This is a genomic window from Mycetocola lacteus, from assembly GCF_003667575.1.
GTDB classification, from domain to species: domain Bacteria; phylum Actinomycetota; class Actinomycetes; order Actinomycetales; family Microbacteriaceae; genus Mycetocola; species Mycetocola lacteus.
This window is the reverse complement of sequence record NZ_RCUY01000011.1, coordinates 218,861-242,220: the sequence shown is the minus strand read 5'-3', so window position 1 is coordinate 242,220 and position 23,360 is coordinate 218,861. Positions and strand designations below refer to the sequence as shown.

The following is a 23,360-nucleotide window of genomic DNA, read 5'->3' as shown; positions in this document are numbered from 1 at the left end:
AAATCGTGCGGAAACGTCTGGAGTGCCGGATGTGGTGTCGGATGCGGACCGGCACCGGGGCTCGTTGGGTGCACGTCCGTGCGGATCGCTCCAATCGTCGGGCACAATTGAGGGTATGAGTGACTCTTCGACCGGGCCGCGCCCGGGGTCCGCCTTCTTCCGTCCCGCCGGTTCTCCGGCACCGCGTTCGGCCAAGCCGAAGCCCGCGAAGCCCGTGGGATGGCCCGGTGCCGAGGCCCTGCGCGGGTTGCGGTTGGCAACCGTTGCGGCGGCGACCGCGGCCGCGGATCATGTGGGATCTGGCGACCCGATTGCCGTGGACGGGGCCGCCGTGCACGCGCTGCGCGCCGAGCTGGACACGCTCGCGCTCTCCGGCGTGGTCATTGCCGGTGAGGGCGAGAAGGACGAGGCCCCGATGCTCGCGGCCGGGGAAACCTTTGGAACCGGGGGCTTGGCGGTGGAGATCGCCGTGGATCCGGTGGACGGGACCCGTCTGGCGGCGGCCGGCGAGCCCGGCGCGATGGTGGTGCTGGGTGTTGCCGAGCCCGGCTCGTTTGCGAACATCGGTCCGGCCTACTACCTGTCGAAGATTGTGGCGGGCGCGCGTGCGCCCGAAGTGAGTCTGGATGCGCCATTTGAGCAGACCCTCGCCGACGTCGCCGCCCACCGCGGTGTCCCGGTAGAGGAGCTGCACGTGGCGATTCAGGATCGCCCGCGTAACGCCGAGCTGATGCGGATCGCCCGCGAGGCCGGGGTGCGCTGCGATTTCTTTGAGCACGGTGAGGTCGAGCGATCGCTGCGGGTGTTGCAGCCGGATGCGGATCTGGACATGGTTGCCGGGATCGGCGGAGCCCCCGAGGGACTGGTGGTTGCCGCCGCGGTGCGTGCGCTGGGAGGTTCGATGCAGGCTCGGTTCGCGCCGCAGTCGCGGTCGGAGCGTACCCGGATCGAGGCCGCGGGCATCAACCTGGATGAGTTACTGAGTCTGGACCGGCTGTGTGGGGGACGGGCGGCGATTCTGGTGAGCGCGGTTACCGAGTGCCTGATTGTGCCCGGTTCGCCGCTGCGGGCGGCCGAGGGCCGTGGTCAGGATGCACGAATCTGGTCGTGGTCTGGAACCGAAATTCCCGCGTAAAACGTTCGATTCGTTAAGAACACAGCTTTTTAACAGCAGGATTGGCCCACACGCCGCGGCGTGTTTGTGGGCGCGGGGTTAGTGTGGAACGGTTCGCCTTGCCCAGATGTTGAGGAGCGTTTTTCATGAGTCAGCCCACCACCGAGTCCCTGTATTTGCAGCCCGGACGAAATCTTGCACTGGAGCTGGTGAGGGCAACGGAGGCTGCGGCGATTCGTGCCGAACCGTATATCGGTCGCGGCGACAAGCTGGGTGCCGACGGTGCCGCGGTGGATGCGATGCGCGCGTTCCTCGGCACCGTCAACTTTGATGGCACCGTGGTGATCGGTGAGGGCGAGAAGGACGAGGCCCCGATGCTGTTCAATGGCGAACGCGTGGGCAACGGACAGGGCCCGGCGGTGGACATCGCCGTGGATCCAATCGATGGAACCAGCCTGACCGCCGCGGGCCGCCAGAACGCCCTGTCGGTCATCGCGGTGGCTGACCGTGGTTCGATGCTGGATGCCTCGACCGTGTTTTACATGGACAAGATTGTGACCGGTCCCGAGGGTATCGGTGTGGTGGACATTCGTCAGTCGGTGGCCGAGAACATTCAGGCGCTGGCCCAGGCGAAGAAGGTTCCGGTTTCGGACATCACCGTCGCGGTGCTCGACCGTCCGCGTCATGAGGGTCTGATCGAGGAGATCCGCGCCGCCGGTGCGGGTACCCGTCTGATGCTGGATGGTGACGTGGCCGGTGGTATCAACGCCGCCCGCTATGGCACCCGAATCGACATGTGCCTGGGTACCGGCGGAAGCCCCGAGGGCATTGTGACTGCGTGTGCGATCAAGGCGCTGGGTGGCCACATCCAGGGCCGTCTGCACCCCCGCGACGACGCCGAGCGTCAGCGCGGTATCGAGGCCGGTCTGAAGATGGACTATGTCTACGGTGCGGACGAGCTGGTGCGTAGCGACAACACGTTCTTTGTGGCAACCGGTGTGACCGACGGCGGTCTGGTCGCGGGTGTTCAGCACCGCGGCCCGATCATCCGCACGGAGAGCATCGTGTTGCGGTCGAAGTCGGGAACGATCCGCCGGATCGTGGCCGACCACCTGGTGGAGAAGTGGCGCTAAACCGCTGATCCTCAACCCGCCCATACGCGGGTCCTGAGCTGCGGGCGTACCAATGGCGGTGCGCCCGCTTTTTGCTGCCCGTTTAGGCCTGAGAGTTTTCCTCCTGATTCTGTTCCGCTTCGGTTTCATCCGGGGTGAGGGAGGCGGGGGAAGTGGAGGAGGCCGGGGTGACAGGGGAGGTGGGGGAGGCTGGGGAAGCGTGGGAGCGGCTCTCTTCAAGGCCGGCAACCAGGTCGACATCGGTGATCTCGCGCAGGGGCTCTTCTATCGGGGTGAGGTCGGCGATGATCTTGGTTTTGTCGATGCGGCCGAGCTTGCGGGCGCTGGGCAGCACCTGGTGTTCGAGGGATCCGATCACCACGTTGTAGTCCTTCACCGAGCGTTCGATCGAGCGCCCCAGCTTCTGCAGTCGTGTCGCGGTGGTGGCCAGACGCGAGTGGAGTTCTCGGCTCAGGTCGAAGAGTTCGGTGGCCTCCTTGGTGAGCACATCCTGCTGCCAGCTAAACGCGACGGTTTTCAGCACGGACCAGAGGGTCACCGGGGATGCCAGCGCGACCCGCTTGGAGAACGCGAAGTCGAGCAGGGTGCGGTCGGCTTCCAGGGCCGAGGACACCAGGGACTCGCTGGGGATGAACGCAATGACCAGCTCGGGGGAGGCGGGCAGGCCCTCCCAGTAGGTCTTATTGCCCAGCGCGGTCACATGTTCGCGCACGGCCTTCACATGATCACGCAGAAGCGAATCGCGACGGGCGGCCTCTGCACCGGTCGCGGTGGCGGGAATCGCGCTGGCTTCCAGGTACGCGTTGAAGGGCACCTTCGCATCCACGGCGATGTTCTTGCCCCCGGGCAGGTGCACCACCATGTCGGGGCGACCGGCTCCCGCGTCGGTGGACACCGAAGACTGCACGCTGAAGTCCACCCGTTCGATCAGCCCCGCAGCTTCCACCACATTGCGCAGCTGGGTCTCACCCCAGACGCCGCGAACGTTATTCGACCGCAGCGCACCAGCCAGGGTGTCCGTGGTGGCGCGCAGCCGCTCCTCAGCCTCCGTGGCTGCTCGGAGCTGGGCGCTGAGTTCTCCGTGTTGGAGGCTTCGCTGGTTCTCGATCGCCGAGACGGCCGTCTGCATCGTGCGCAGAGTTTCGGCCACGGGAGCCAGCGCCTCGAGAACGCGTGCATCCTGAGACTCTCGTGCTCGCCGATTCGTGGCCTCTTCCTCACGACGTCGCTCCTGGTCGGCGGCATACCGACGCTGGGCGTCGATCTGATCACGTAGCTCTGCCGTGGTCGCCTCGAGAGCGGCCAGCTCGGCGCGCAGCGTGCCGCGGATTTCGGATTCTCGTGCACCCTGGGACATCAACTCGGCGGAATGCTGCGCCGTCAAAACCTCAACTTCGGCGCGGGCAGCATCGGCACGAACCTCCGCCGCGCGCAGTGCCGAGCTTGCACGGCGCTGTGCGGTCAGCCCGCCGAACACGCCGCCAAGGACCGCGCCGAGCACGAGGCCCAGCATGAGGCCGATGATGAGTGGGAGTAGTGAGTCCATACCCCAAGTGTGCCCGACACCGCCGACAGGCTCGGCGGAGATGGAGTAACTGGGGATAACTGAGTCGCGGACGCCGCCTGTGGAGGAAATCCGACACGACTCCCGGCTCGGCTACCGATGCTCGGCCACTGACGCTCGGCTACGGACGCTCGGCTACCGATGCTCGGCTAGCGAAGCTCGCCGGCGGCGGAGACACCGATGGCGGAGACACCGATGGCGATCAGATCCCCTCGAAATGCGTGGATGCCCACGCTGACCGGTCGGCCCGCGGAATCCCGCGATATCCGGGTGCGCTCGAGAATAACCCCGTCCGTGCCGAGACTGAGTAATCCGGTCTCGGCCGGGGTTGGTTGACGGGAGATGAGCCGTTCATCGACGCTGTGAATGAGGATGCCCGCGGCGCGAAGAAGGGAGTACGAGCCGGTGTCACTCAGCCGGTGGAAGCCGGGAACCTTGAGGTCGGCGGGCACATTGTTTGTGAGGATCGCAAATGGTGCCTGATTGCTGCTCAGAAGCCTGCGGAAATGATGCACCGGCGTGCCGTCCGCACGTTCCAGGAGGGTGGCAATCAGCGCCGAGGCGGGTATCGTGCGTTGCTCGAGAACCTTGCTGCCGGGGCGGTGTCCGTCGCGCTCAAGCGACTCGACGATGCCCAGTGGCTCGATTGCGGTCCGGATACGCGTGTGTGCCACGCGTGTGCCCACACCGCGTCGCCGAGTGAGCAGGCCCTCGGCGACAACCTCCTGGATCGCGCGCCGTACGGTCGGTCGGGAAATGCCCAGGCGGTGTGCCAACACAATCTCGTTGTCGAGTCTGCTTCCCGGAGGCAGCGTTCCATCGGTGATGGCATCGCGAAGTTGATCGGCGAGTTGTCGATAGAGCGGAACGTCTCGGCCTCGGGCAAGGTCGAGCGAAAGGGGCGTGATGTTCCGGCTAGGTGTCTGCATGAGTTACCTCAGATTTCCCGGTGTGGGCGAGCATATGAAGCGCAGGCTAACAACGCAGCGTGTGAGAATAACGGATGCCCAGAACGTTCGCCGCGCGCGCTCGGCTGGCCCCGGTCCATCTGGCCGGGTACGATAGATCCTCGTGGCCCTCACTATCGGAATTGTCGGACTGCCCAACGTTGGCAAGTCAACCCTGTTTAACGCCCTGACCAAGAACCAGGTGCTCGCGGCGAACTACCCGTTCGCGACGATCGAGCCCAACGTCGGGGTGGTGAACCTTCCTGACGTGCGCCTGACCAAGCTGGCCGAGATCTTCGGCAGCGAGAAGATCCTGCCCGCCGCGGTCTCCTTCGTGGACATCGCGGGCATCGTGCGTGGTGCGAGTGAGGGTGAGGGGCTGGGAAACCAGTTCCTGGCAAACATTCGTGAGGCCGACGCGATCGCCCAGGTGGTGCGTGGATTCGCCGACTCCGACGTGGTGCACGTGGACGGCAAGGTCAACCCGGCCGGCGACATGGAGACCATCAACACCGAGCTGATCCTCGCGGACCTGCAGACGGTTGAGAAGGCCATCCCGCGTCTGGAGAAGGAGGTCAAGGGCAAGCGCATCGATCCCGCCGCCCTGGAGACTGCAAACGAGGTGCTCGCCGCGCTGAATGCCGGCACCCCGCTCTCCGCCACCAAGATCGACCTGGAGCCCGTGCGCGAGCTCGGTCTGCTCACCGGCAAGCCCTTCATCTACGTGTTCAACGTGGATGAGGAGGTCCTGCAGAGCGACGAGAAGCGCGCCGAGCTGGCCGCCCTGGTGGCCCCCGCACAGGCGATCTTCCTGGACGCCAAGCTGGAGTCCGAGCTGATCGACCTGGACGAGGAGGACGCCGCCGAGCTGCTGTCTTCGACCGGCCAGACCGAGTCTGGTCTCGACCAGCTCGCTCGCATCGGGTTCGATACCCTGGGCCTGCAGACCTACCTGACCGCCGGCCCCAAGGAGTCGCGCGCCTGGACCATCCCCAAGGGTGCCAAGGCTCCGCAGGCCGCCGGTGTGATCCACACTGACTTCGAGCGTGGGTTCATCAAGGCCGAGATCATCTCGTTTGCCGACCTGGTGGAAACCGGTTCGGTTGCCGAGGCCCGCTCCAAGGGCAAGGCCCGCATGGAGGGCAAGGAATACGTCATGCAGGATGGCGACGTGGTGGAGTTCCGCTTCAACGTCTAGTCCCACTTTCTGCACACGGTCCGCTTCCCTCGGGAGGCGGACCGTTGTCGTTTGGGGGCGACGGGATGTTTTCGATTCTGGATGCTCAGTTATCACACGGCATCGACATTTAAGGTGTGCGTACCCGAGTGACAGCGCCGATGAGTTGTCGCTCAACCACGTCCGGGCCAACCTCGGAGCGAGCTATATAACGAACCATAAAGAGAGGGGTTTGTCATGGAAGTCACCAGTGTTGACCTAGATCCCCAGCTGATTGAGCGTGCTCGGGAGCTCACCGGTGAGCGCTCCAACCGTGCCGTCCTCGATCTTGCTCTTCGTCGGCTCATTGCATACAAACAGAAGGCCGCGATGATCGATGGTATTTCCGAGCTGGTCAATCTTGAAGCGGAGCTGGGAGCCCCGGTAATCCCGCCCACGCCCTAATGGTCGACTTTCTGGTTGACAACTCCGTCTGGGCGCGGCTGGCGTCCGGTGACCGTGCGATTACCGCAGAGTTGCGCCGCATTGAGCGTGCGCCGGCAGATCTTTTTGTGACCTGTCCGCCACAGGTGCTGGAATTTTGCCATAGCGCTCGGACGCCCGAAGAATACGCACTTTATCGGGAGAAAATCTCTCTGGGATTTCCGTTGGAGCGGGCACCTGACGAATCTCTCGTGCTCGATATTCAGAGTTCCTTATGGAAATCTGGCCTTGTTCGTGCCGCGTGTGCACTGGACATTCTCATCAAGGGATATGCGATTGTGAATGACGCAACGGTGCTGGCTGCGGACCTAGATTTCGCCCACGTTGCGGCAGTGTCGGACCTGAAGTACCAATACGTCGCTTCGACACCATCCTGATTCATCTCTCTGTGCGCATACGGGGGAGCATTCTCCTGCGCGAGCGTGACCGCGCGAGCCGCCGTGTGAAGGTTGCCCACGTGTGGCACAATTTGCTGTGCCGACGAAGGAGTGATTGTGATGGTTGTGAGCGAGGGATCATCCGAGACGGATGAGGCGCAGCTCTCCGATGGGTCGGAGATGACGCTGGTTGAGATTGAACATGGGTTTGCCGTGGTGTTCGCGCAAACGCCCCCGATTGACATGAATCTTGTCCCGTTTGAGGTGCTGGGCGAGAGCAACGCCCGGAGCTTGACGGACGCCCTGGCCATCGTCTCCGGTGCCGGTACCGTGGTTGCGCAGGGTGCACAGGGGGTGGTCAGCGCGCAGGGCCTGGTCCGGCTTGCCCCCGAGACGATCAAACAGCTGCAGACGATGAAGCCGATGGTGTCAAACGGATGGAATCTCGGCACCCTGGTGGGAGAAAAGGGGAAGGCCGCGGCGTCGATTCGCTGGGCACCCGCGGCCGGAGCGCAGAGCGCCGCCGTGCTCGCCACGCTGGGGCCCGCGATGGCACTGCTGGCGTTGCAGATTCAAATCGCATCGATTTCGCGCCGGGTTGATACCAACATTGAGCTGACCCAGAGCGTTCAGCGCTTCCTGGAACAGGACCAGATGGACACCCTGCGAGGCCTGTATGACACGACGATTCGTGCGGTGGCCGAGGCTCAGGCCGCGGGCGTGGTCAACGATCACATCTATGCAGCGGTCTCCACCAGGGAAGCTGATTTTCGCAAGCTGAAGACCGCATACGACCGTCAGGTACGCGAGCACATCGAGATGCTTGCGGGCGACCCCCGTGGGCGACGCGCCTACGTGCAGAAGAACTATGAACGCATTTTCGCCGACGTTCACGGTCTGCTGATGGCCGAGGGATCCTGGCACCGTGCACAGGTCCTGCGGGCCGCACACATCAGACACGATTTGGGCAACGAATCGGAAAACGCACCCATCGTTGAGACGCTGGTTGCGCAGACTCGGCGTGAGTACACGGCATCGGTGGCGCGAATCAAAGACCTGGTTGACGAGCTGGAACGCCAGTGTGGACTCATCGTTGAACTGCCCGCGGACAGAAGCCTGCCCTTCACCACGAAGCGTCAATCGGCAAACGAGGTGGTCGAGATTGCCCGGTATCTGGGTGATCAGGTTGCGGCCATTTCCAATTCCGTCCGACGCACCAGGACGGTCTCCGTGCCCGGTGTGCTGGTCGTTGATCCAGATGAGTCGGCGGATGCCGTGCTGCGAATACTATCCCTGGTGCTTCCCAAGGGAGAGGCTCCGATCGCGCTTGCGGATGTGAACGAGGATCGGCTCATTTCCGGGGGTGCCTACCTGGTGGTGACCCCTCACCGAGTGCTGCTCTCCTCCCACGGAGCGCTGCTCAAGCAGGGAAGTATCGAGCGGGAAATTTCGCTCTCGGATGTGCGTTACGTTCGGTTCACCGAGCGAGGCAAGCAGGGCGCGGTTCTCGATCTGATTACCGCCGAATCCAACATCAAGCTCACGTTCGACCGTTGGGCCGCAGCGGGGCCGGCGCTGGAATCCGCTCGCCGACTGGCGAACCTGCTCGCGGCGGCCATGCATATCCCGGAGAGTGAGCGGCGCACGGACTCCCTGCTCCCCAATCCACCTGGACAGGACGTGGCCCTAGAACAGCACGAACTGCGGTGAGGCACGGTCTGGGGACACTTATCGTCGCGGCGTTTGCAAAGCGCCCGGTGGTCCTGGGTGGACTGAGTCTTGCGATTGTGCTGTCCGTGATTATGGGGGTCGGCGGCATCGCCGCGCTGAGCCTCCCGTTGCACTGGGGAACGTATACCGAAAGTGAGTGTACGCGTGGTTTTCTCAACCGGAATTCCTCGTGTTCAAGTAAGGGCCGCTGGGACAGCGATGACGGCACGATCAGCCTTCCGCACACCGGGCTGTCCGGTCCGCTGGACAGTGCCGACGGAACCGTTCGCGCGAGCTATCGAGAGGGCGGAATCACCACCAACGGCCTGTTCAATATTGTGACCGCGGAGGGGGAAGCCGACGGGTCAATCTGGCAACCTTGGACGGTAGCGGTCGTCCTGATTCTTGTGCTGACCTGGCAGATTTGGGTCAATCGCCCGCGCCGAACGCCCACCGGCCAAATCGGCCGCCACGCCCATCCCGGATAGGTGTCCACAGCCGATCCGCGTGGACGTGGCCGAGGCGCGCTCTGCGTTTTACGTGGGCCAAACCCCTGGTTCTATACGGGCATCCGGGGCGAACCATGTCAATGGGAACCTGGCTGAGTTAGGATCGGTGCATGACGAGCCATCTGGCGAACTGCTTTGATACCCTCAGCGATTGCATCGCACGGGGTGACGAGTTGTTTGCGATTCGCTTGATTTCCGAGATTTTTGACGCGGCCGTGGCTGAGGCGGAGTGCTCGCAAGTCACTTCGTTGAGGACTGCCCCCGTGCTTGCGGGCGATTCTCGATGGGATACTCTTTCCACATCGGCGGTTCGATTGGCGTATGAAACGCGTGGAAAGACGCCGCCGCCCTGGACCGAACGTGAGCCGAGCCCGACACCGGTTTACCTCCGAGCGGATCGAGACCTCACCGAAATCTACCGCGAGAGAATTCGCGAACGGACACCGCTATCGCTGGCGGAGCAGAATGTCTGGTACGAGCTTTCAGACCTGGCAACCGCGTAGGATTGAATGTGTTTGGGCTCGGCAACGCACGCATTTTTGAGCTCTTGGACCGTCTCGGTGCGGAACTCGAAGCGCGTGGTCGGACAGCAAACCTGTACATCATCGGTGGGGCCGCGATGACTATCGCTTATGGTCGCACGACGGCCACGCTAGATATCGATGCGCATTCTGTCCAACGGGACGTTCTGCGAGACATTGCATCACAAATTGCGCTTGATGAGGGCCTCCCGACGGACTGGCTGAGTTTCAACGCATCAGCGTTTATCCCGGGAGGGGAACCGTTGGAGAGCACGATGCACAGGAGAACCGGGGGGCTGACGTACGAGGTTGCATCCCCGCGCGTACTTCTGGCGATGTAGATGTCCGCATATCGGGCGAAGGATCTGGAGGATATTAGGCTCCTCATTGCCTACCTAAGAATCACCACGGTGCGCGAGATTATGCAGATCCTGGATGCTTTCTTTGATGGGGAATCGGTTCCTCGTTACGACCGCGCAGACGTTCTGCTGAATGCTCGCGAGGTGATTGATCTGATACTACGTTGACGTAGTGACCACCACAACTGGTGTAACGTGACCCCGGTGACCCTGTGCGGTCACCTCGATCCCCGCCGCTCCTCGGGAGCGCCCCATTTTCCGACTGGAGAATCCCATGATTCAGGCCAATATTGCCGTAGATTTCAGCGCCGTTGAGGGCGAACGTGAAGACGTTTCGCTGAACAACGTGGTGTTCGAAATGGTCACGTCCACCACCAGCGTTGTGGCCGCCGAGCCGACCCTGTTCCGCTACTTCGAGAACGAGGGTGTGGTGTGGGGCGACTACACCGGCGACACCGTGATCGAGGGCCGTTTCTCCGGTATCCGTGAGGGTGACACCCTGCACATGTCCTACAACCACCGGTCCAAGAACGGCAACCTGGTGCACGGCAACGACACCACGATCATCTCCCGTCAGGCCGACGGCCTGCTGCGTCTGACCGAGTTCTACGTCGGCGCCAACGGTGAGCCGCAGCTCAGCGTGTGCCGCGAGGTCGCCGCGAACTAGACCGCGCGGGCCCGATGCCGCCGCGAATAGCTTTCCGGCGGCGAGGAACATCTCGGGCCTTCCACCCATTTTGGTGGGGGATGAGCTAGCGCAACGGTGCGCCCTCATCCTCCTCACCCGGCTCCGCGATCCGCAGGTGCCGGGTGGAACCCAGCGGGGATTCCCCCGCCCACTCTCCGGGCGAACGCAGCGCCCGGCCGGCAAAGCCAGCACCCAGGCTGACCCGATCCCACTGCTCATCCATCACGAACACCGTCTCGGTGGATTTGATGCAGGACCACTGCGCAAGATTCAACGCCACAAGCTCATGAATTGCCGCGACGTCCGCCGCACGCACCAACAGCATGCCGTCATGCTCGCCGGCGGTCACCGCGAAATACTCCAGTTCCGGCACCGTTTTCAGACGCTCACGAAACTCACCCCACTGCTGCTGTTCGAGTGATACAAACACCAGCGCGGCCACGCCAAACCCCGCCGCCCGGAAATCCAGGGTGGCGGTAAATCCGGTAATCACACCGGATTCAATCAGCCAGTCATAGCGCTGGTAGGCGTTCGAACGGGAGATCCCCAACTGGTCCGCCAGCGCCGCGATGGACAGCCGTCCATTGCGGCGCAGCAGGTCAACCATGCGGATGTGAATATCGTCGAGTTGCATTCTGTCTCCCCGGGGATGGAATTATTCTGCGGATCTTGGATGAAATGCCACATACTCGGCAAATCAAAGAACGAATATCGCATTTTTCTTTCGTATTTGACACAATAATCGCGAATCACATAACTTTTGTAAATAGTTATCCATCTCGGGTAACAAAGAGGAGGCCACAACATGAAGTTCTCGAGGAAAAGCGCCGCCACAGCCGGTCTGGTCGTCGCGGCCGCCCTCGCGCTGTCGGGTTGCGCCGGCGGCAACGGTGCAGCCGGAGGGGGTGACGCAGGCAAGTCCCTCGTGGTTGACGCCTCGTTCGACCTGAAGACCGCCGACCCCAACCGCCAGTACGAGACCACCGGGTCGATCGTCGCCAAGGCGCTCTACCAGACGCTGCTGACCTTCGAAGGCAACGACGTCACCAAGCCGGTCGACGGCCTGGCCAGCTACACCATGAACCCCGAAAACACCGTGATGACCCTCACCTTGAAGCCCGGAGCCAAGTTCTCCGACGGCTCCCCGGTGACCGTGGACGACGCCGTGTTCTCGCTCACCCGCGTCCAGGGAGTCAAGGGAAACCCCTCGTTCCTGCTCGACGGGATCACCGTTGCCAAGACCGGTGATGACACCCTGACCCTCACCTCGGCCGAGCCCAACCCGGCCCTGCCCTTCATCCTGCCGAACCCCGCCCTGTCCGTGGTGAACAAGAAGGTTGTCGAGGCAAACGGTGGCTCGGACACCGAGAGCGACAAGGCCGAAGCCTTCCTCAACAAGACCTCCGCCGGTTCGGGCCCCTACAAGCTGGAGTCCTTCGACGCCGCCAAGCAGGTTGTGCTGACCGCCAACCCCGAGTACAACGGCCCCAAGCCCGCCTACTCGCGGGTCGTGCTGCGCAACGTGGCCGGTCCGACCCAGAAGCTGAACGTGGAAAAGGGCGAGTCGCAGGTTGCGCTTGACCTGAACCCGGACCAGGTTGCCGAGCTTGCCGGCTCCAAGGTCAAGATCACCTCGGACCCCTCGCGCTACATGATCTTCCTGCTGCTGAACCAGAACAAGGATGTCAGCCAGATCACCAGCAACCCGGACTTCCTGAAGGCTGTCAAGCTGGGCATTGACTACGACAAGATCGTCAAGATGGCCGGCGACGGATCCGTCCGCCCCGGTGGTCCGATCCCCTCGCTGTTTGTGGGTGCGATCGACGCCAAGCAGGGCAACCAGCGCGATGTTGAGGCGGCCAAGGAAGCCCTCAAGGCTTCGGGATACAACGGCGAGAAGGTTACCCTGAACTTCCCCAACGACATCACCGTGCAGGGTCTCTCGCTGCAGAACGTCGCCGAGGCCGTGCAGGCACAGCTCAAGGATGTCGGCATCGACATCAACCTGGCCCCCGCCCCGGTGGCCACCGAGCTGGACGCCTACCGCAACGGCACCGAGACCGTGGGTCTCTGGTACTGGGGTCCGGACTTCCCGGACGCCTCGAACTACCTGGTGTTCTCGCCCGGTGAGCTCGTCGGTCTGCGCGCCGGCTGGCCCGCGGGTGCCGACCCCAAGGTGACCGAGCTGGCAAACGCCGCCAAGGCCGCCACCGGAGACGCCCGTGCCGCCGCCTACGAGGCCTGGCAGAAGGAGCTCAACGCGAGCGGACCGTTTGTGCCGCTGCTGCAGCCGGCTCAGAGCATCGTCACCGCCCCGAGCATCACCTCGGTGACCACCAACCCGGTCTGGACCGTGGACCTTGCCCTCATCAAGTAACACTGCCGCCGTCCAGACTCAGACGGCTGACCGTAGCGCACGGAGGGGCATCCCCCCCTTCGTGCGCTACGTCGCAATACGGCTCGGGCTGAGTGTCCTGCTGATGTTCGGGGTGACCGTGGTCACCTTTATCCTCACCAACCTGGTGCCCGCCGATCCGGTGCAGGCAGCCCTGGGTGAGCAGGCGGCCGCCGATCCCTCGATCGTGGCCAAGTTCCGCGCGGATAACGGTCTCGACCAGCCGCTCGTGGTGCAGTACTTCACCTACCTGAACAACGTACTGCATGGGAACTTCGGTGTGTCCACGCAGACCCGGATGCCGGTGGCCGATGAGCTCGCCTCCGCGGTGCCCGCGACCATCGAACTGGCCCTGGCCGCGATCGTCTTCTCGACCCTGATCGGCATCGGCCTGGGACTGTGGGCCGCGCTCAAGCAGCGCACGATCATCGACCAGATCATCCGCGTGGTGAGCCTGATCGGTCTGTCCTGGCCGACCTTCTGGCTGGCCCTCGTGGTCTACTACGTCTTCTTCTTTGTGCTCGGGATCTTCCCCGGTTCCGGGCGTCTGGATCCGGTGTCCATCGCCCCGCCGCAGGTCACCGGTTTGTACACCGTGGACGCGCTGATCGCCGGGCAGTGGGGCACCTTCTGGGATGCCGTGTATCACCTGGTGCTGCCCGCCTCGGTGCTGGCCCTCTACACGATCGGTCTGCTGACCCGCTTCGCCCGCTCGGCCGTGCTGGAGGTGCTCGACCTGGACTATGTCAAGGCCGCCACCGCCAAGGGACTCCCGCGTCGCACCGTGGTCTTTGGCTACGTGCTGCGCGGTGCGCTGGTTCCGATCATCACGGTCCTGGGCCTCGCGTTTGGTGCGCTGCTCTCCGGCACCGTCCTGGTGGAGAAGGTGTACTCCTGGCACGGCCTGGGTGAGTATTCGTTTGCCGCCGCGACCAAGCTGGACCTGCCCGCCATCATGGGTGTCGGTCTGATCGTGGGCTTTGTCTACATCGGACTGAACTTCCTGGTGGATGTTTTGTACGGGGTCATTGACCCGAGAGTGAGGGTCGCATGAGCGCCGACATCCTGACCCAGCGCGCCAAGCGGCGCCGCTGGCTGAAGATTGCGCCGGCGTTCCGCACGCCGCTGGCGATCACCGGCATCACGATCGCCGCCCTGTGGGTGCTGATCGCGATCTTCGCGCCGATCCTCGCCCCGTTCGACCCGCTCGCCCAGGACTTTGACCGGCTGATGCCGCCCGGTGGCGAACACCTGTTTGGTACCGACGCCGTGGGCCGCGACGTTCTCAGCCGCGTGATCAGCGGCGCGCGCATCTCGATGCCGCTCGCCCTGGCCCTCGTCGTCGCCTCGATGGTGGTTGGCGGCACCCTGGGTGCCATCGCTGGCTACTTCGGACGTGCGGTGGATGAGATCATCATGCGGATCGCCGACCTCGTGTTCGCCTTCCCGACCATCATCCTGGCGATGGTGATTACCGCGGCCCTCGGCCCGAGCCTCACCAACGCCGTAATCGCGATGCTGATCGTCTCCTGGCCCGCCTATGCCCGAGTGACCCGCTCCCTGGTGATCTCCGCGCGGCGTCAGGAATACGTGGTTGCCGGTCGCCTGCTGGGTAACAGCCCGTTCACCACGCTGCGCCGCGACATCCTGCCCAACGTCCTCTCGCCGGTCTTTGTGCTGGCAATGCTGGATGTGGGCACCGCGATCCTGCTGCTCGCGGGCCTCAGCTTCCTGGGCCTCGGCGCCACCCCGCCGCTGCCCGACTGGGGTGCGATGGTCTCCGACGGCGTGCAGCAGTTCTCCTCCTGGTGGATTGCCGCGTTCCCGGGACTCGCGATCTTCACCGTGGTGATGGCGTTCAACTTTATTGGGGACTCGCTGCGCGACTCCCTCGACCCGCGTGCACAGGATGCGGTGCAGGGGAGGGCAATGTGAGCCAGCTAGACAATCAGTACGACGGCGCTCGTCACGCGAACGCCTCGGACGGCCTGACCATCCGGGACCTGACCATCCGGATCGGCGAGAAGGAGATCCTGCACGGGATCAACCTCGACCTGATCCCCGGACAGATCACCGGTCTGGCCGGAGAATCCGGTTCGGGGAAGTCGATCACCGGTTTGGCCATGCTGCGGCTGCTGCCGACGAACGCCAAGACCGGCGGCGCGATCACCTTCGAGGGACGCGATCTGCTCACCATCCCCGAGCGGGACATGGGCAAGATTCGCGGCCAGCATGTGGGTATGGTCTTCCAGGACCCGACCGCCTCGCTGCACCCGATGCTTACCATCGAGCGTCAGCTGACCGACCACCTGCGCGCCCACACCGGCGTCTCCAAAAAAGAGGCACGGGAGCGGGCGCTGGACGTACTGCGCAAGGTGAAGGTGCCGCTGCCCGAAACGGCGTTGAAGAAGTACCCGCACCAGTTCTCCGGTGGGCAGCTGCAGCGCATCGCGATCGCCGTGGCGATCATCTGTGAACCGCGCATCCTGATCGCCGATGAGCCCACCACAGCCCTGGACGTGACCGTGCAGGCGGGCGTGCTGCGTCTGCTGCGTCAGCTGTGTGATGAGCTGGGCCTCGCGGTCCTGCTGATCACCCATGACCTCGGTGTGATGAGCAGCCTGGCCGACCGCATCGCGGTTCTGCGTCAGGGTGAAATCGTGGAGGAGGGGACCCGGTACAACGTGCTGCGGAACCCCCAGCACGAGTACACCAAGGCGCTGATCGACGCGCTGCCGAGCCACGAGGGCGCCGGAGCGGACCTTGCGACAGCAACCGATGCCGCCGCCGAGGCAGTGAACGTTGAGGGCGCCGGAGCCGACCTTGCGACAGGAACCGATGCCGCCGCCGAGGCAGTGAACGTTGAGGGCGCCGGAGCCGACCTGGCGTCCGCGACCGAGGCCGCCACCGAAACCGCCACCGAAACTTCGACCGAGAAGGAGGCTGGCAATGACTGAGTCGCTGCTGAGCGTGGACGATCTGCGGGTGCAGTACAAGCTGCCCGGCAAGGGAACCCTGACCGCCGTGGACGGTGTGAACTTCGAACTCGCCCCCAAGCAGGTGCTGGGACTCGTGGGCGAATCTGGTTGCGGAAAATCGACCCTGGCCCGTGCCGTGTGCGGGCTGGAGCCGATCCACTCGGGATCGATCCACTTCAAGGGCACCCCGATTCGTACCCTGGGAATGCGGACGCGTCCGGCCGAGCTGCTGCGGATCCAGATGGTATTCCAGAACCCGTATGCCTCGCTCAATCCGCGGCGCACGGTGGGGAGCCAGATCGCCGACGGACTGCGCATCCACCCGCAGCGTGACAGCTGGACCGTCGCCGGGCTGCTGGAAGAGGTGGAGCTGCCCGCCGAGGTAGCAAACCGCTTCCCGCACCAGTTCTCCGGCGGACAGCGTCAGCGCATCGCGATCGCCCGCGCGATCGCCTCGGGTCCGGACCTGCTGATCGGTGACGAGCCGATTGCCTCGCTGGATGCCAGCCTGCAGGCGAAGGTTGCGCAGCTGATGCGTCGCCTGGCCTTGGAATCCGGTGCGTCGATGCTGTTTATCAGCCATGACCTCGCGGTGGTGCGCACCATCGCCGATGAGGTAGCGGTGATGAGCAAGGGACAGATTGTTGAGCACGGTCCCGTGGAGCAGGTGTGGCGTTCCCCGCGCGACCCCTACACCCAGCGCCTGCTCGCCGCGATCCCCGCCGTGGACGGCCTCGGTACCCTGCCGGGTCTGCCCGAGGACTAGGGTCCGATCGAATAACCTCCGAGGGTGCTCCGCAGACGCGGGGCACCCTCGGACTGGTTTATTGGGTGTGAGCGCCCCGTGCCGAGGCATGGATCCAGAAGTGTTCCGTTCCGCTCATGGGCGATACGCATACAAGAAACAACCGGGCTTTTTCCTCGACCGCATGACGCAGGCACCTTGTAGTTACCGCGTGTGAGAGCAGTCGGGAACCCCCGGTCCGATAGGATCGGCTGGGCACCCACCGACGCACGGAGATTGCAAATGACTGGTTTAGGAACCCGAATGCGGCCCCTCAACTGTCGCGGGGTTCACGCATGAGCTCCACTTCGCCGAACCCTCGATCTAGACGCTCTCGGGATATTGTTGCGATCCTGATTCTTCTCCTTCTCGCCTGCGGCTTTGTGGGGGCACAGGTCGCACAGTCGCGGCCTATTTCGCCGGTAGATGAGCACGTGTACGTCGATGCCCTTCTCAAGTTTCCGCAGCACCCGGTCATTCAGCGCGGCGAACTCATCAACGACCAAACACGTCACCTGATTGATTGCCACGGCATGATGTTCAGCCGCGCGCCCGAGCTTGAACGATGCGCCGGTACTCAGACCGCTCCGCTGGAAAGCTATCCGCGTGGGTCCTTCAGCGGGGTAGATATCTACACGCCAATCTATGTTGCCGTGACCTGGATCGCATCGCGGCCCTTTGTCTTGGCCGGTCTGGACACCCTGTCAGCCCTGCGAATGGCGGGTGCAGCGTGGCTTGCCGCCGCCGCGATCCTTCTCTATTTCACCACGAGGAGGCTCGGGCTGGACCGGATGCGAGGCGTCGCGGTGGGGGCCCTGCTCATCGGTTCGGTTCCAGCCTGGTGGTCGGCAACCTTTGTCTCGACCGATGCGGCGCTTCTCACGGTAGGGGCGGGGCTGGTATTGGCGGCGATCGCGTGGTGGCAGCGGGCAGTTCCCAGTTGGTTGCTGTGTGTTCTCGGGCTGCTGGCCGTATGGATCAAGTTCCAAGCTGTGTTTATCGTGGGGGCGCTCGCGGTTGCCCTGATCTGGAGTGCGGGTGCCGAATGGTTACGCCGCCGTGGGATGACACGGCGCATGGGGGTGCATGCGCGCATCGGGTCTCACACGCGTCTTCTCGGTGACGGTTTCACCGAGCCTACGCCACGACGATACCTGTGGACTGCTGCCGGGATGGCAGGTGCCGTGCTCGTGGCTCAGGGGTCATGGCTGCTGATTCGTGCGTTGGTTCCCGCCGCGGGGCCCACGCCGGTATCCACCGGTGATGTACCCACGACGGGGGCACTGCTGTCAGAATCCGGACGTTTTGTCTGGGATTTGATGGCGGGAAGCGTGCCGATGGAAAATATGAATCCGGTGAGCCAGGTTCTCGCGTGCACGGGGTCACTCCTGCTGGTTGTTGCTGCGCTTGTCCAACTGATCATCCCGGCGAGACGTCCCCTTCGAGCCCTGGCGATCGGTTTCTGGGTCGCCATCCTGACCTTGGGGCCATTGATCGCGCTGTCCAATATTCTGGTAGAGGGATATTACTTCGCGCTGCCGAGCCGTTACGCGATGGCTCTTGTTCCACTCGGGCTCGTCTTTGTTGCCGCGATATTGCCCAGGTCGCGTTTCTTCGGAGCGATCCTCCTGTTGGGAGGGGCCACGGCTGCCGCGTTATCTCTGGGGATCGGACAGTAGCGTCTAGATCGATGCTGACTGTGATGCGAGCTGTGTCGCGGCGGCCGTAAAGCGGTAGAGCCGCGCCGGCCGATGGCGCCCGCCGGTCTGCACCTGCTCGGTCGCACGGACCAGTCCGCTGGTCTCCACCTGGCGTCGGAAGTTGGCCGGATCGATGCGCTTATCCAGCACAGCCTCATACACTTCGCGCAGTGCCGAGAGCGTGAAGAGTTCACCAACGAAGGCATGGCCGAGGTTCGAGTACTCCAGTTTGCCGCGGAGCCGACCAAGCGCGTACTCAACAATCTCCGCATGATCGAAGGCAAGCTCGGGCAGATCATCGGCGGGGAACCAGCGCACGTTTTCGGTCACCACCGCCTCGGCCGCCTCCTCCTCACGGACCAGCGCCCAGTAAATAATGGACACCACACGGTTGCCGGGGGAGCGGCCCACATTTCCGAACGCGTACAGCTGTTCCAGATAGCTGGGGGAGAGCCCGGTGGTCTCATTCAGGGTGAAGGCTGCGGATTCGGAGAGCTCCTGTGCGGGTTCCAGCGGGCCGCCCGGCAGGGCCCACTTGCCCTGCTGGGGCTCGCGGATCCGGCGTACCAGCGGAAGCCACACCGTGCGCCGACCGGAATCGTCCCCGGGACGCAGCGCAAAGATGACCGTGGACACGGCGAGTTCGATCGGTGCGGACGTGATCATGGAGGCCTCCGGGCGTTTTGAGCGGTTCACTTCAGCTTAGTGTCATGGTGACACTAAGCAACGCATATCACTCGGCGTTGCCGGTCAGGAGGTGGAAACAGTGAGAAGCGCGAGGGTCGCGATGGTGACCGGACCGAGCGCGAGAAACACACACGCGAGTACCCGGCGAGTCACCCGATGCGGGATGACCGAGCGAATAAAGCCCAGCACCGCGAGCACGGGGTACAACACAAAGATGCTATTGAAGAGCAGCGCACCCCACCACTCGGACGAGTAAGCGGTGAGAGGGCCGGGGTTGCCGAAAATCTCGAGGAGAACGATGCAGCCGGCCCCGACCACAACCAGAGCGAGTGGCGACACCAGCATCCGTCCGCCGGGGACGGGGATCAGCAGCGTCCCGGCCAGCAGCGCCATCGAGACTCCATATGTGAGCGTCCATCCGCGAAGACCGTCGAGGTTGCCACCGGTGAATTCATATAACGGTCCCAGGCCCTTGGTCCACGTTAGGATCGCGAGAACAGCAAAAATATAGAGCGTCCCGGCCAGCAGTCGCGAGATGATTTCGAGTGGATCGAGGACGATAACCGGCGGCCGTTTCACGGGCAATTCTTCAGTCACTAGAACCCCCGAGACACGGCGAGGAGCAGCGTGACCGTCTGGAGAACCAGCGGGAGCGCCACCATCGAAACGGCGAGTGCTTTCCGGGTCCGCGCGTGACGTGTGGCTCGCTGAACAAACATGATGACCGGAACCGCGCTCATCACGAGTGCGGGCGTGAACAGGGCGAGTTCAGATGGCCAGTTATGGATGATCATGGGGCTCGTTTCGTCCCCGACGGGATCCGTGGGCGGCGTGCTCGTCAACACCACCATGACCAGAACAAACGCCAGATTGATCATTATCTGAGGAAGCCCCGCCACCCAGTGGATGAGCGCCGTGCCCGGTGAAATCGGGATCAGCAGGGCCAGCGCCATCGCGGTGGTGATTGCCGTGCTTGTCAAAAACTCGGGGATGAGCGCAACGAGCGGAGCGGCATGAACGTTAAAGTGGACCGTCCACACCAGCACTAACGGGGCCAGCGCGGCATAGCCGATGCTCAGGAGAATGCGCAGCATGGGAGTGAATAGTGCATTCAAGTACTATGCTCCGATTCGTGTGCGAGATGAGTTTCGAATGGAGATCACAGTCTGCTAAACGGTGACAAATCAACCCGGGACTGGCAGCGGTTAGCGACGATGACTATTGTGAATTGATCTGGAACAGCCACGCGGTCATGGAAATGAACAGCAGCGGGAAAACCATAAGGACAATCGCTAATGTCCATTGAACGCGCGAACTACCGCTGTTGTTTCGCCAGATAGCAATTGCAGGTTGGAAAACTAGTATCACTAAACCGCCATGCTGATGGAGCAACTGATACCAATATGTGGGCAGAAGCGGAAGTGAAACTGTGTGTGGGCCAGTTGGACTGCTTGACGAGAAGAACAACAGGAGTAACAGGATAACTAGGCCATAGACCGTGAGTTGAATTGACAGCGCTACAGTTCCGATAAGTGGTCTTCCTGACTGGAGAGACCTAGTTAGAACGAGCCCGACAACTGTAAAAACGATCAGATTCGTGAGCGAGTATCCGAGCCGAGAAGCTAACGGTCCTGCCGGGTCGCCTCCTGGGAAACCAAGTGGACACAGGCCGAGAATGACGATCACGTAAACGATTTGAACCACGGGCCTGACGATGTGGCCCATAGCTGAATGATTACTTGCTAGCACGAAATCACGCACCGCCACTCTGATCGGTTGTTACTTTCTTTGCAGGGCCGAATGCTGCAATTTGTGCAAGATATACGAGGGGTATATTGCCCATTGCTTATTCTGTTGCCATCGCGGTGAACCGGTCTGCGACAGCCGTAGCAAACTCGGTCAATTCTAATGCGTTCGGATCGCGTTGGCCCTTCATGAATTTAACTCGCGGAAGCTTGATCCACACTGCGGTATCTTCAAAAACTGATTTCACCGCGGTCAGTATCCGTTGATGCGTGTTTGCACCGAATCGCTGACTGATAAAGGCCCCAATTCGTGCGGCTTCAGACGGGTAGAGGGTGAATACTTCGTTCATCGCCTGATCCAATCTTTTCCCAAGTGAAATGTATCTTCCTAGAAGCCAACCATCCGCATCTCCGATCACATCGGCTCGCCCAAAACCACTGCTTTCTTGAAGCCCCATGTTTGCGCGCACCCAATCACCTATTGATTGTTGGCCGCGAGAAAGACAGCACTGAGCCCAGAGCTGAGCACAATCCAACGCCCATCCTCCTAGATCTCCGAATCCGACCCCATATTGCCCCTCGTGTGTACCCCAGGTCATCACCCCGAGCGCGGTCGCTGCCATATGTGGCAGATCCGTATTAGGTCCATAGGCAGTTCGGAGGGGCTCCAATGCCCCGGCGGATTCTTGGAGCTTCAGTAACGTGTCGGTAATAAATGGGAGCTGCCCGGTCCCAGTACTAGGCTCAAGCAGTAACAGGTATCCGATCCACTCGATTGAGTTGTAAGTCTCGGCGATAAGATACCGCAACACAATATAGGTACCAAAGCTGTTGTTAGGTTCCGTCTGCGGAAATCCCATCGCCTCTTCCGCAAGAACCAACACTTTAGTGAGCTGCCAGCTCAGTTGATGGAACGACCAACCGAGTTCACCTTGGCCCGGTGCATACACCAATGGAACTCGCGCGACGTCATTACGCGTGGCCGGACGTGCCCGCTTGGATACGACGTTTCGATCGATATTGCTTTCGGCAGTGGGTGCAGTTGGGATTGGAGGGTTCGGGATTTCCTGGATTTGGTTATACATCCATTCCGAAGGCATCTTAAAACCGAGGTTTCCGCTGTAGCCTGTTGACATCCCGCTTACCCAGACTCCGGTTGCGAGTCCGGCGTCATACACGGTAGCCGCAACGTTTCGCGTGCCATAGATTCCTACCTGGTAGGTGACAGCTCGCGATACTTTGAGCCCGCGTTGCACGCCTCGGAAATAGTTCAGGACGATGCTTGAAGCCTCGGCACCAGTGGCATCATAGTCAACGGCAAAGAAGATAATGACATTGTCCAGAAAACCGAGTTGTCGACTACGAATGGCGGCTTGCTTTGCATCGCTAAAACCAAGCTCTTCGGTAAAGAATCTTGAGGCGTTATTAAAATTCTGGAAAATTGGGACGACGCTCATCCCATGGTCGAGAATGTTTTCCAGCTCTCCGGCCTTGATGCTTTTCTGGTCAACCGTGAGGTAACGACCTGCCACACGATATCCCTTTGCAACCAGCTTGTTGACCCTGTCTTCAGTTAGACGGTCAATCGTGTCCATACCAGTAACGGGCCGACTCGGATCGCCCGTACTCACCAACAGTGCCGCCCAAGTACCGTAGTCGGCGAATCCGGTGACTCCGATTTCCATAAACGTCTGGAACGCGATTACCTGACTACGGGTGGCCGCATCAAACGTTCCACTAATTGGAGTTGAATAGCCGTTGCAGGAGAGCGCAAGCTGGAACAACGACACGAAGTTTTTGAGCCCATCGGCGTCACCCAGTTTCACCTGAGCGTTTGCCTTGATCCCTGCGATCGTGCCCGGGCCAAAGTTTCCGGTAGCTACGCCATCGGCCATTCCGAGCTCGTACTGAAGTGCGTACATGAGCCCCTGCTGCATTTGTCGTGTGAAGAGACCATCGCACGGCACAATGTAGAAGTCTTTTCGGAAGGAATACCGACGGTTGAGAGTTTGCTGTCCCGCTCGGATTGCGTTGGATCCTCCGCTGAGAAGAACGTAAGCATCCATCGTTAACAGCGATTTCATTATCTTTGCGTTCACGGCAACAGGATCGGCGGTCAAACCGAGGTTGTTTCTCACCATGCTGACTGAGGCGGTTAGCGTGGACCCCCAGGCCGAGCCGATATCGCCTCCGGAGTACCCCTTACACCAGAGGGCGCACTGAAGAATTGCGACGACTTTCCGGTTCGAGGACATGGAACTCAGTAGTCCTATCGAATTGGTAAACGCAGCCTCGGTACCGGGCCCGAACGTGTTACTTGGGCCTGCGACGCCAAGTTCGATTTGAAGCGCTCGGATGAGCGAGAACATGGTTGGCCAGCCTGTGTTGCCGTCAGTTGGAGCGTCGACATAGCCGGGACGGCCTGAATACGTTGAGTTGAGATAGAGCTGCGCGGCGCGAACAAGCGGATCTGCCATTATCTAAAGTCC

23 protein-coding genes are annotated in these 23,360 nt (G+C 62.2%); 16 read left to right on the top strand and 7 right to left on the bottom strand.

The features are described from left to right. Positions 1 to 115: 115 nt before the first annotated feature. Both D9V34_RS13380 and glpX read left to right on the top strand, forming a co-directional pair. Positions 116 to 1,135: a fructose-bisphosphatase class II gene (locus tag D9V34_RS13380; protein ID WP_121687107.1), complete on the top strand. Its 1,020-nt coding sequence runs from the start codon at positions 116 to 118 to the stop codon at positions 1,133 to 1,135. Positions 1,136 to 1,260: 125 nt separating this feature from the next. Beyond that, positions 1,261 to 2,247 (top strand): class II fructose-bisphosphatase, encoded by a 987-nt coding sequence (gene glpX, locus D9V34_RS13375; protein ID WP_030148460.1) that lies wholly within the window; start codon positions 1,261 to 1,263, stop codon positions 2,245 to 2,247. An 82-nt stretch (positions 2,248 to 2,329) separates the two neighbouring features. On the opposite strand, the gene D9V34_RS13370 is transcribed toward glpX, so the two are convergent. Both D9V34_RS13370 and D9V34_RS13365 read right to left on the bottom strand, forming a co-directional pair. Next, a complete protein-coding gene (locus D9V34_RS13370; RefSeq protein ID WP_121687106.1) occupies positions 2,330 to 3,793 on the bottom strand; it encodes a DNA recombination protein RmuC in 1,464 nt (487 codons plus the stop codon). 167 nt (positions 3,794 to 3,960) lie between these two features. Continuing rightward, positions 3,961 to 4,740, bottom strand: a complete 780-nt coding sequence (locus D9V34_RS13365; RefSeq protein WP_121687105.1) for a GntR family transcriptional regulator — start codon at positions 4,738 to 4,740, stop codon at positions 3,961 to 3,963. A 142-nt stretch (positions 4,741 to 4,882) separates the two neighbouring features. Here D9V34_RS13365 and ychF point away from each other — a divergent pair, with 142 nt between their 5' ends. The 8 genes from ychF to D9V34_RS13320 all read left to right on the top strand — a co-directional run bounded on the left by ychF (position 4,883) and on the right by D9V34_RS13320 (position 10,561). Beyond that, positions 4,883 to 5,956: a redox-regulated ATPase YchF gene (gene ychF / locus D9V34_RS13360; RefSeq protein ID WP_121687104.1), complete on the top strand. Its 1,074-nt coding sequence runs from the start codon at positions 4,883 to 4,885 to the stop codon at positions 5,954 to 5,956. 216 nt (positions 5,957 to 6,172) lie between these two features. Beyond that, on the top strand, positions 6,173 to 6,379 hold the full coding sequence (locus D9V34_RS13355; protein WP_121687103.1) for a type II toxin-antitoxin system VapB family antitoxin: 207 nt from the start codon (positions 6,173 to 6,175) through the stop codon (positions 6,377 to 6,379). After that, positions 6,379 to 6,795, top strand: a complete 417-nt coding sequence (locus D9V34_RS13350; RefSeq protein WP_121687102.1) for a PIN domain-containing protein — start codon at positions 6,379 to 6,381, stop codon at positions 6,793 to 6,795. The genes D9V34_RS13355 and D9V34_RS13350 overlap by 1 nt, the downstream gene beginning before the upstream one ends. Positions 6,796 to 6,912: 117 nt before the next feature. Further along, positions 6,913 to 8,505 carry a hypothetical protein gene (locus D9V34_RS13345; protein ID WP_183091788.1) on the top strand — a complete coding sequence of 531 codons (1,593 nt, stop codon included), beginning with the start codon at positions 6,913 to 6,915 and terminating at the stop codon, positions 8,503 to 8,505. After that, positions 8,502 to 8,993, top strand: a complete 492-nt coding sequence (locus tag D9V34_RS13340; protein ID WP_121687100.1) for a hypothetical protein — start codon at positions 8,502 to 8,504, stop codon at positions 8,991 to 8,993. The genes D9V34_RS13345 and D9V34_RS13340 overlap by 4 nt, the downstream gene beginning before the upstream one ends. A 131-nt stretch (positions 8,994 to 9,124) precedes the next feature. Further along, on the top strand, positions 9,125 to 9,517 hold the full coding sequence (locus D9V34_RS13335; RefSeq protein WP_121687099.1) for a hypothetical protein: 393 nt from the start codon (positions 9,125 to 9,127) through the stop codon (positions 9,515 to 9,517). Positions 9,518 to 9,876: 359 nt separating this feature from the next. Next, positions 9,877 to 10,062, top strand: a complete 186-nt coding sequence (locus D9V34_RS13325) for a hypothetical protein (protein WP_121687097.1) — start codon at positions 9,877 to 9,879, stop codon at positions 10,060 to 10,062. Positions 10,063 to 10,168: 106 nt separating this feature from the next. After that, complete coding sequence (locus D9V34_RS13320) at positions 10,169 to 10,561, top strand: avidin-fold protein (protein ID WP_121687096.1); 393 nt, start codon at positions 10,169 to 10,171, stop codon at positions 10,559 to 10,561. Positions 10,562 to 10,646: 85 nt separating this feature from the next. On the opposite strand, the gene D9V34_RS13315 is transcribed toward D9V34_RS13320, so the two are convergent. Further along, positions 10,647 to 11,216 carry an Lrp/AsnC family transcriptional regulator gene (locus tag D9V34_RS13315; protein WP_030148468.1) on the bottom strand — a complete coding sequence of 190 codons (570 nt, stop codon included), beginning with the start codon at positions 11,214 to 11,216 and terminating at the stop codon, positions 10,647 to 10,649. A 171-nt stretch (positions 11,217 to 11,387) separates the two neighbouring features. Between D9V34_RS13315 and D9V34_RS13310 the strand changes: the two genes are divergently transcribed. The 6 genes from D9V34_RS13310 (at position 11,388) to D9V34_RS13285 (ending at position 18,418) form a co-directional block, all read left to right on the top strand. Continuing rightward, entirely contained in the window at positions 11,388 to 12,959 is a 1,572-nt protein-coding gene (locus D9V34_RS13310) for an ABC transporter substrate-binding protein (RefSeq protein ID WP_121687095.1), read from the top strand. A 61-nt stretch (positions 12,960 to 13,020) separates the two neighbouring features. After that, positions 13,021 to 14,031 (top strand): ABC transporter permease, encoded by a 1,011-nt coding sequence (locus D9V34_RS13305; RefSeq protein WP_245991802.1) that lies wholly within the window; start codon positions 13,021 to 13,023, stop codon positions 14,029 to 14,031. After that, a complete protein-coding gene (locus D9V34_RS13300) occupies positions 14,028 to 14,912 on the top strand; it encodes an ABC transporter permease (protein ID WP_121687094.1) in 885 nt (294 codons plus the stop codon). The genes D9V34_RS13305 and D9V34_RS13300 overlap by 4 nt, the downstream gene beginning before the upstream one ends. After that, complete coding sequence (locus D9V34_RS13295; RefSeq protein WP_121687093.1) at positions 14,909 to 15,934, top strand: ABC transporter ATP-binding protein; 1,026 nt, start codon at positions 14,909 to 14,911, stop codon at positions 15,932 to 15,934. The genes D9V34_RS13300 and D9V34_RS13295 overlap by 4 nt, the downstream gene beginning before the upstream one ends. Continuing rightward, entirely contained in the window at positions 15,927 to 16,721 is a 795-nt protein-coding gene (locus D9V34_RS13290) for an ABC transporter ATP-binding protein (RefSeq protein WP_121687092.1), read from the top strand. The genes D9V34_RS13295 and D9V34_RS13290 overlap by 8 nt, the downstream gene beginning before the upstream one ends. Positions 16,722 to 17,035: 314 nt before the next feature. Continuing rightward, on the top strand, positions 17,036 to 18,418 hold the full coding sequence (locus D9V34_RS13285) for a hypothetical protein (RefSeq protein WP_147441577.1): 1,383 nt from the start codon (positions 17,036 to 17,038) through the stop codon (positions 18,416 to 18,418). Positions 18,419 to 18,421: 3 nt separating this feature from the next. Here the strand turns inward: D9V34_RS13285 and D9V34_RS13280 are convergent, their stop codons facing one another. From D9V34_RS13280 to D9V34_RS13265, 4 genes are all read right to left on the bottom strand, one after another. Further along, positions 18,422 to 19,105 carry an NUDIX hydrolase gene (locus D9V34_RS13280; RefSeq protein WP_121687090.1) on the bottom strand — a complete coding sequence of 228 codons (684 nt, stop codon included), beginning with the start codon at positions 19,103 to 19,105 and terminating at the stop codon, positions 18,422 to 18,424. A gap of 84 nt (positions 19,106 to 19,189) precedes the next feature. After that, complete coding sequence (locus D9V34_RS13275) at positions 19,190 to 19,723, bottom strand: diguanylate cyclase (RefSeq protein ID WP_147441576.1); 534 nt, start codon at positions 19,721 to 19,723, stop codon at positions 19,190 to 19,192. Beyond that, on the bottom strand, positions 19,723 to 20,220 hold the full coding sequence (locus D9V34_RS13270; RefSeq protein ID WP_121687088.1) for a hypothetical protein: 498 nt from the start codon (positions 20,218 to 20,220) through the stop codon (positions 19,723 to 19,725). Before D9V34_RS13270 ends, D9V34_RS13275 begins: the two co-directional genes overlap by 1 nt. Positions 20,221 to 20,972: 752 nt before the next feature. Further along, entirely contained in the window at positions 20,973 to 23,348 is a 2,376-nt protein-coding gene (locus D9V34_RS13265; protein ID WP_121687087.1) for a glycoside hydrolase domain-containing protein, read from the bottom strand. Positions 23,349 to 23,360 lie beyond the last annotated feature (12 nt).

What these genes read in the sequence shown, in the direction of transcription:
- D9V34_RS13380 (WP_121687107.1), top strand. Translation starts at nt 116, where the DNA reads ATGAGTGACTCTTCGACCGGGCCGCGCCCGGGGTCCGCCTTCTTCCGT.
- glpX (WP_030148460.1), top strand. Translation starts at nt 1,261, where the DNA reads ATGAGTCAGCCCACCACCGAGTCCCTGTATTTGCAGCCCGGACGAAAT.
- D9V34_RS13370 (WP_121687106.1), bottom strand. Translation starts at nt 3,793, where the DNA reads ATGGACTCACTACTCCCACTCATCATCGGCCTCATGCTGGGCCTCGTG.
- D9V34_RS13365 (WP_121687105.1), bottom strand. Translation starts at nt 4,740, where the DNA reads ATGCAGACACCTAGCCGGAACATCACGCCCCTTTCGCTCGACCTTGCC.
- D9V34_RS13355 (WP_121687103.1), top strand. Translation starts at nt 6,173, where the DNA reads ATGGAAGTCACCAGTGTTGACCTAGATCCCCAGCTGATTGAGCGTGCT.
- D9V34_RS13350 (WP_121687102.1), top strand. Translation starts at nt 6,379, where the DNA reads ATGGTCGACTTTCTGGTTGACAACTCCGTCTGGGCGCGGCTGGCGTCC.
- D9V34_RS13335 (WP_121687099.1), top strand. Translation starts at nt 9,125, where the DNA reads ATGACGAGCCATCTGGCGAACTGCTTTGATACCCTCAGCGATTGCATC.
- D9V34_RS13325 (WP_121687097.1), top strand. Translation starts at nt 9,877, where the DNA reads ATGTCCGCATATCGGGCGAAGGATCTGGAGGATATTAGGCTCCTCATT.
- D9V34_RS13320 (WP_121687096.1), top strand. Translation starts at nt 10,169, where the DNA reads ATGATTCAGGCCAATATTGCCGTAGATTTCAGCGCCGTTGAGGGCGAA.
- D9V34_RS13315 (WP_030148468.1), bottom strand. Translation starts at nt 11,216, where the DNA reads ATGCAACTCGACGATATTCACATCCGCATGGTTGACCTGCTGCGCCGC.
- D9V34_RS13310 (WP_121687095.1), top strand. Translation starts at nt 11,388, where the DNA reads ATGAAGTTCTCGAGGAAAAGCGCCGCCACAGCCGGTCTGGTCGTCGCG.
- D9V34_RS13300 (WP_121687094.1), top strand. Translation starts at nt 14,028, where the DNA reads ATGAGCGCCGACATCCTGACCCAGCGCGCCAAGCGGCGCCGCTGGCTG.
- D9V34_RS13290 (WP_121687092.1), top strand. Translation starts at nt 15,927, where the DNA reads ATGACTGAGTCGCTGCTGAGCGTGGACGATCTGCGGGTGCAGTACAAG.
- D9V34_RS13285 (WP_147441577.1), top strand. Translation starts at nt 17,036, where the DNA reads ATGAGCTCCACTTCGCCGAACCCTCGATCTAGACGCTCTCGGGATATT.
- D9V34_RS13280 (WP_121687090.1), bottom strand. Translation starts at nt 19,105, where the DNA reads ATGATCACGTCCGCACCGATCGAACTCGCCGTGTCCACGGTCATCTTT.
- D9V34_RS13270 (WP_121687088.1), bottom strand. Translation starts at nt 20,220, where the DNA reads ATGCTGCGCATTCTCCTGAGCATCGGCTATGCCGCGCTGGCCCCGTTA.
- D9V34_RS13265 (WP_121687087.1), bottom strand. Translation starts at nt 23,348, where the DNA reads ATGGCAGATCCGCTTGTTCGCGCCGCGCAGCTCTATCTCAACTCAACG.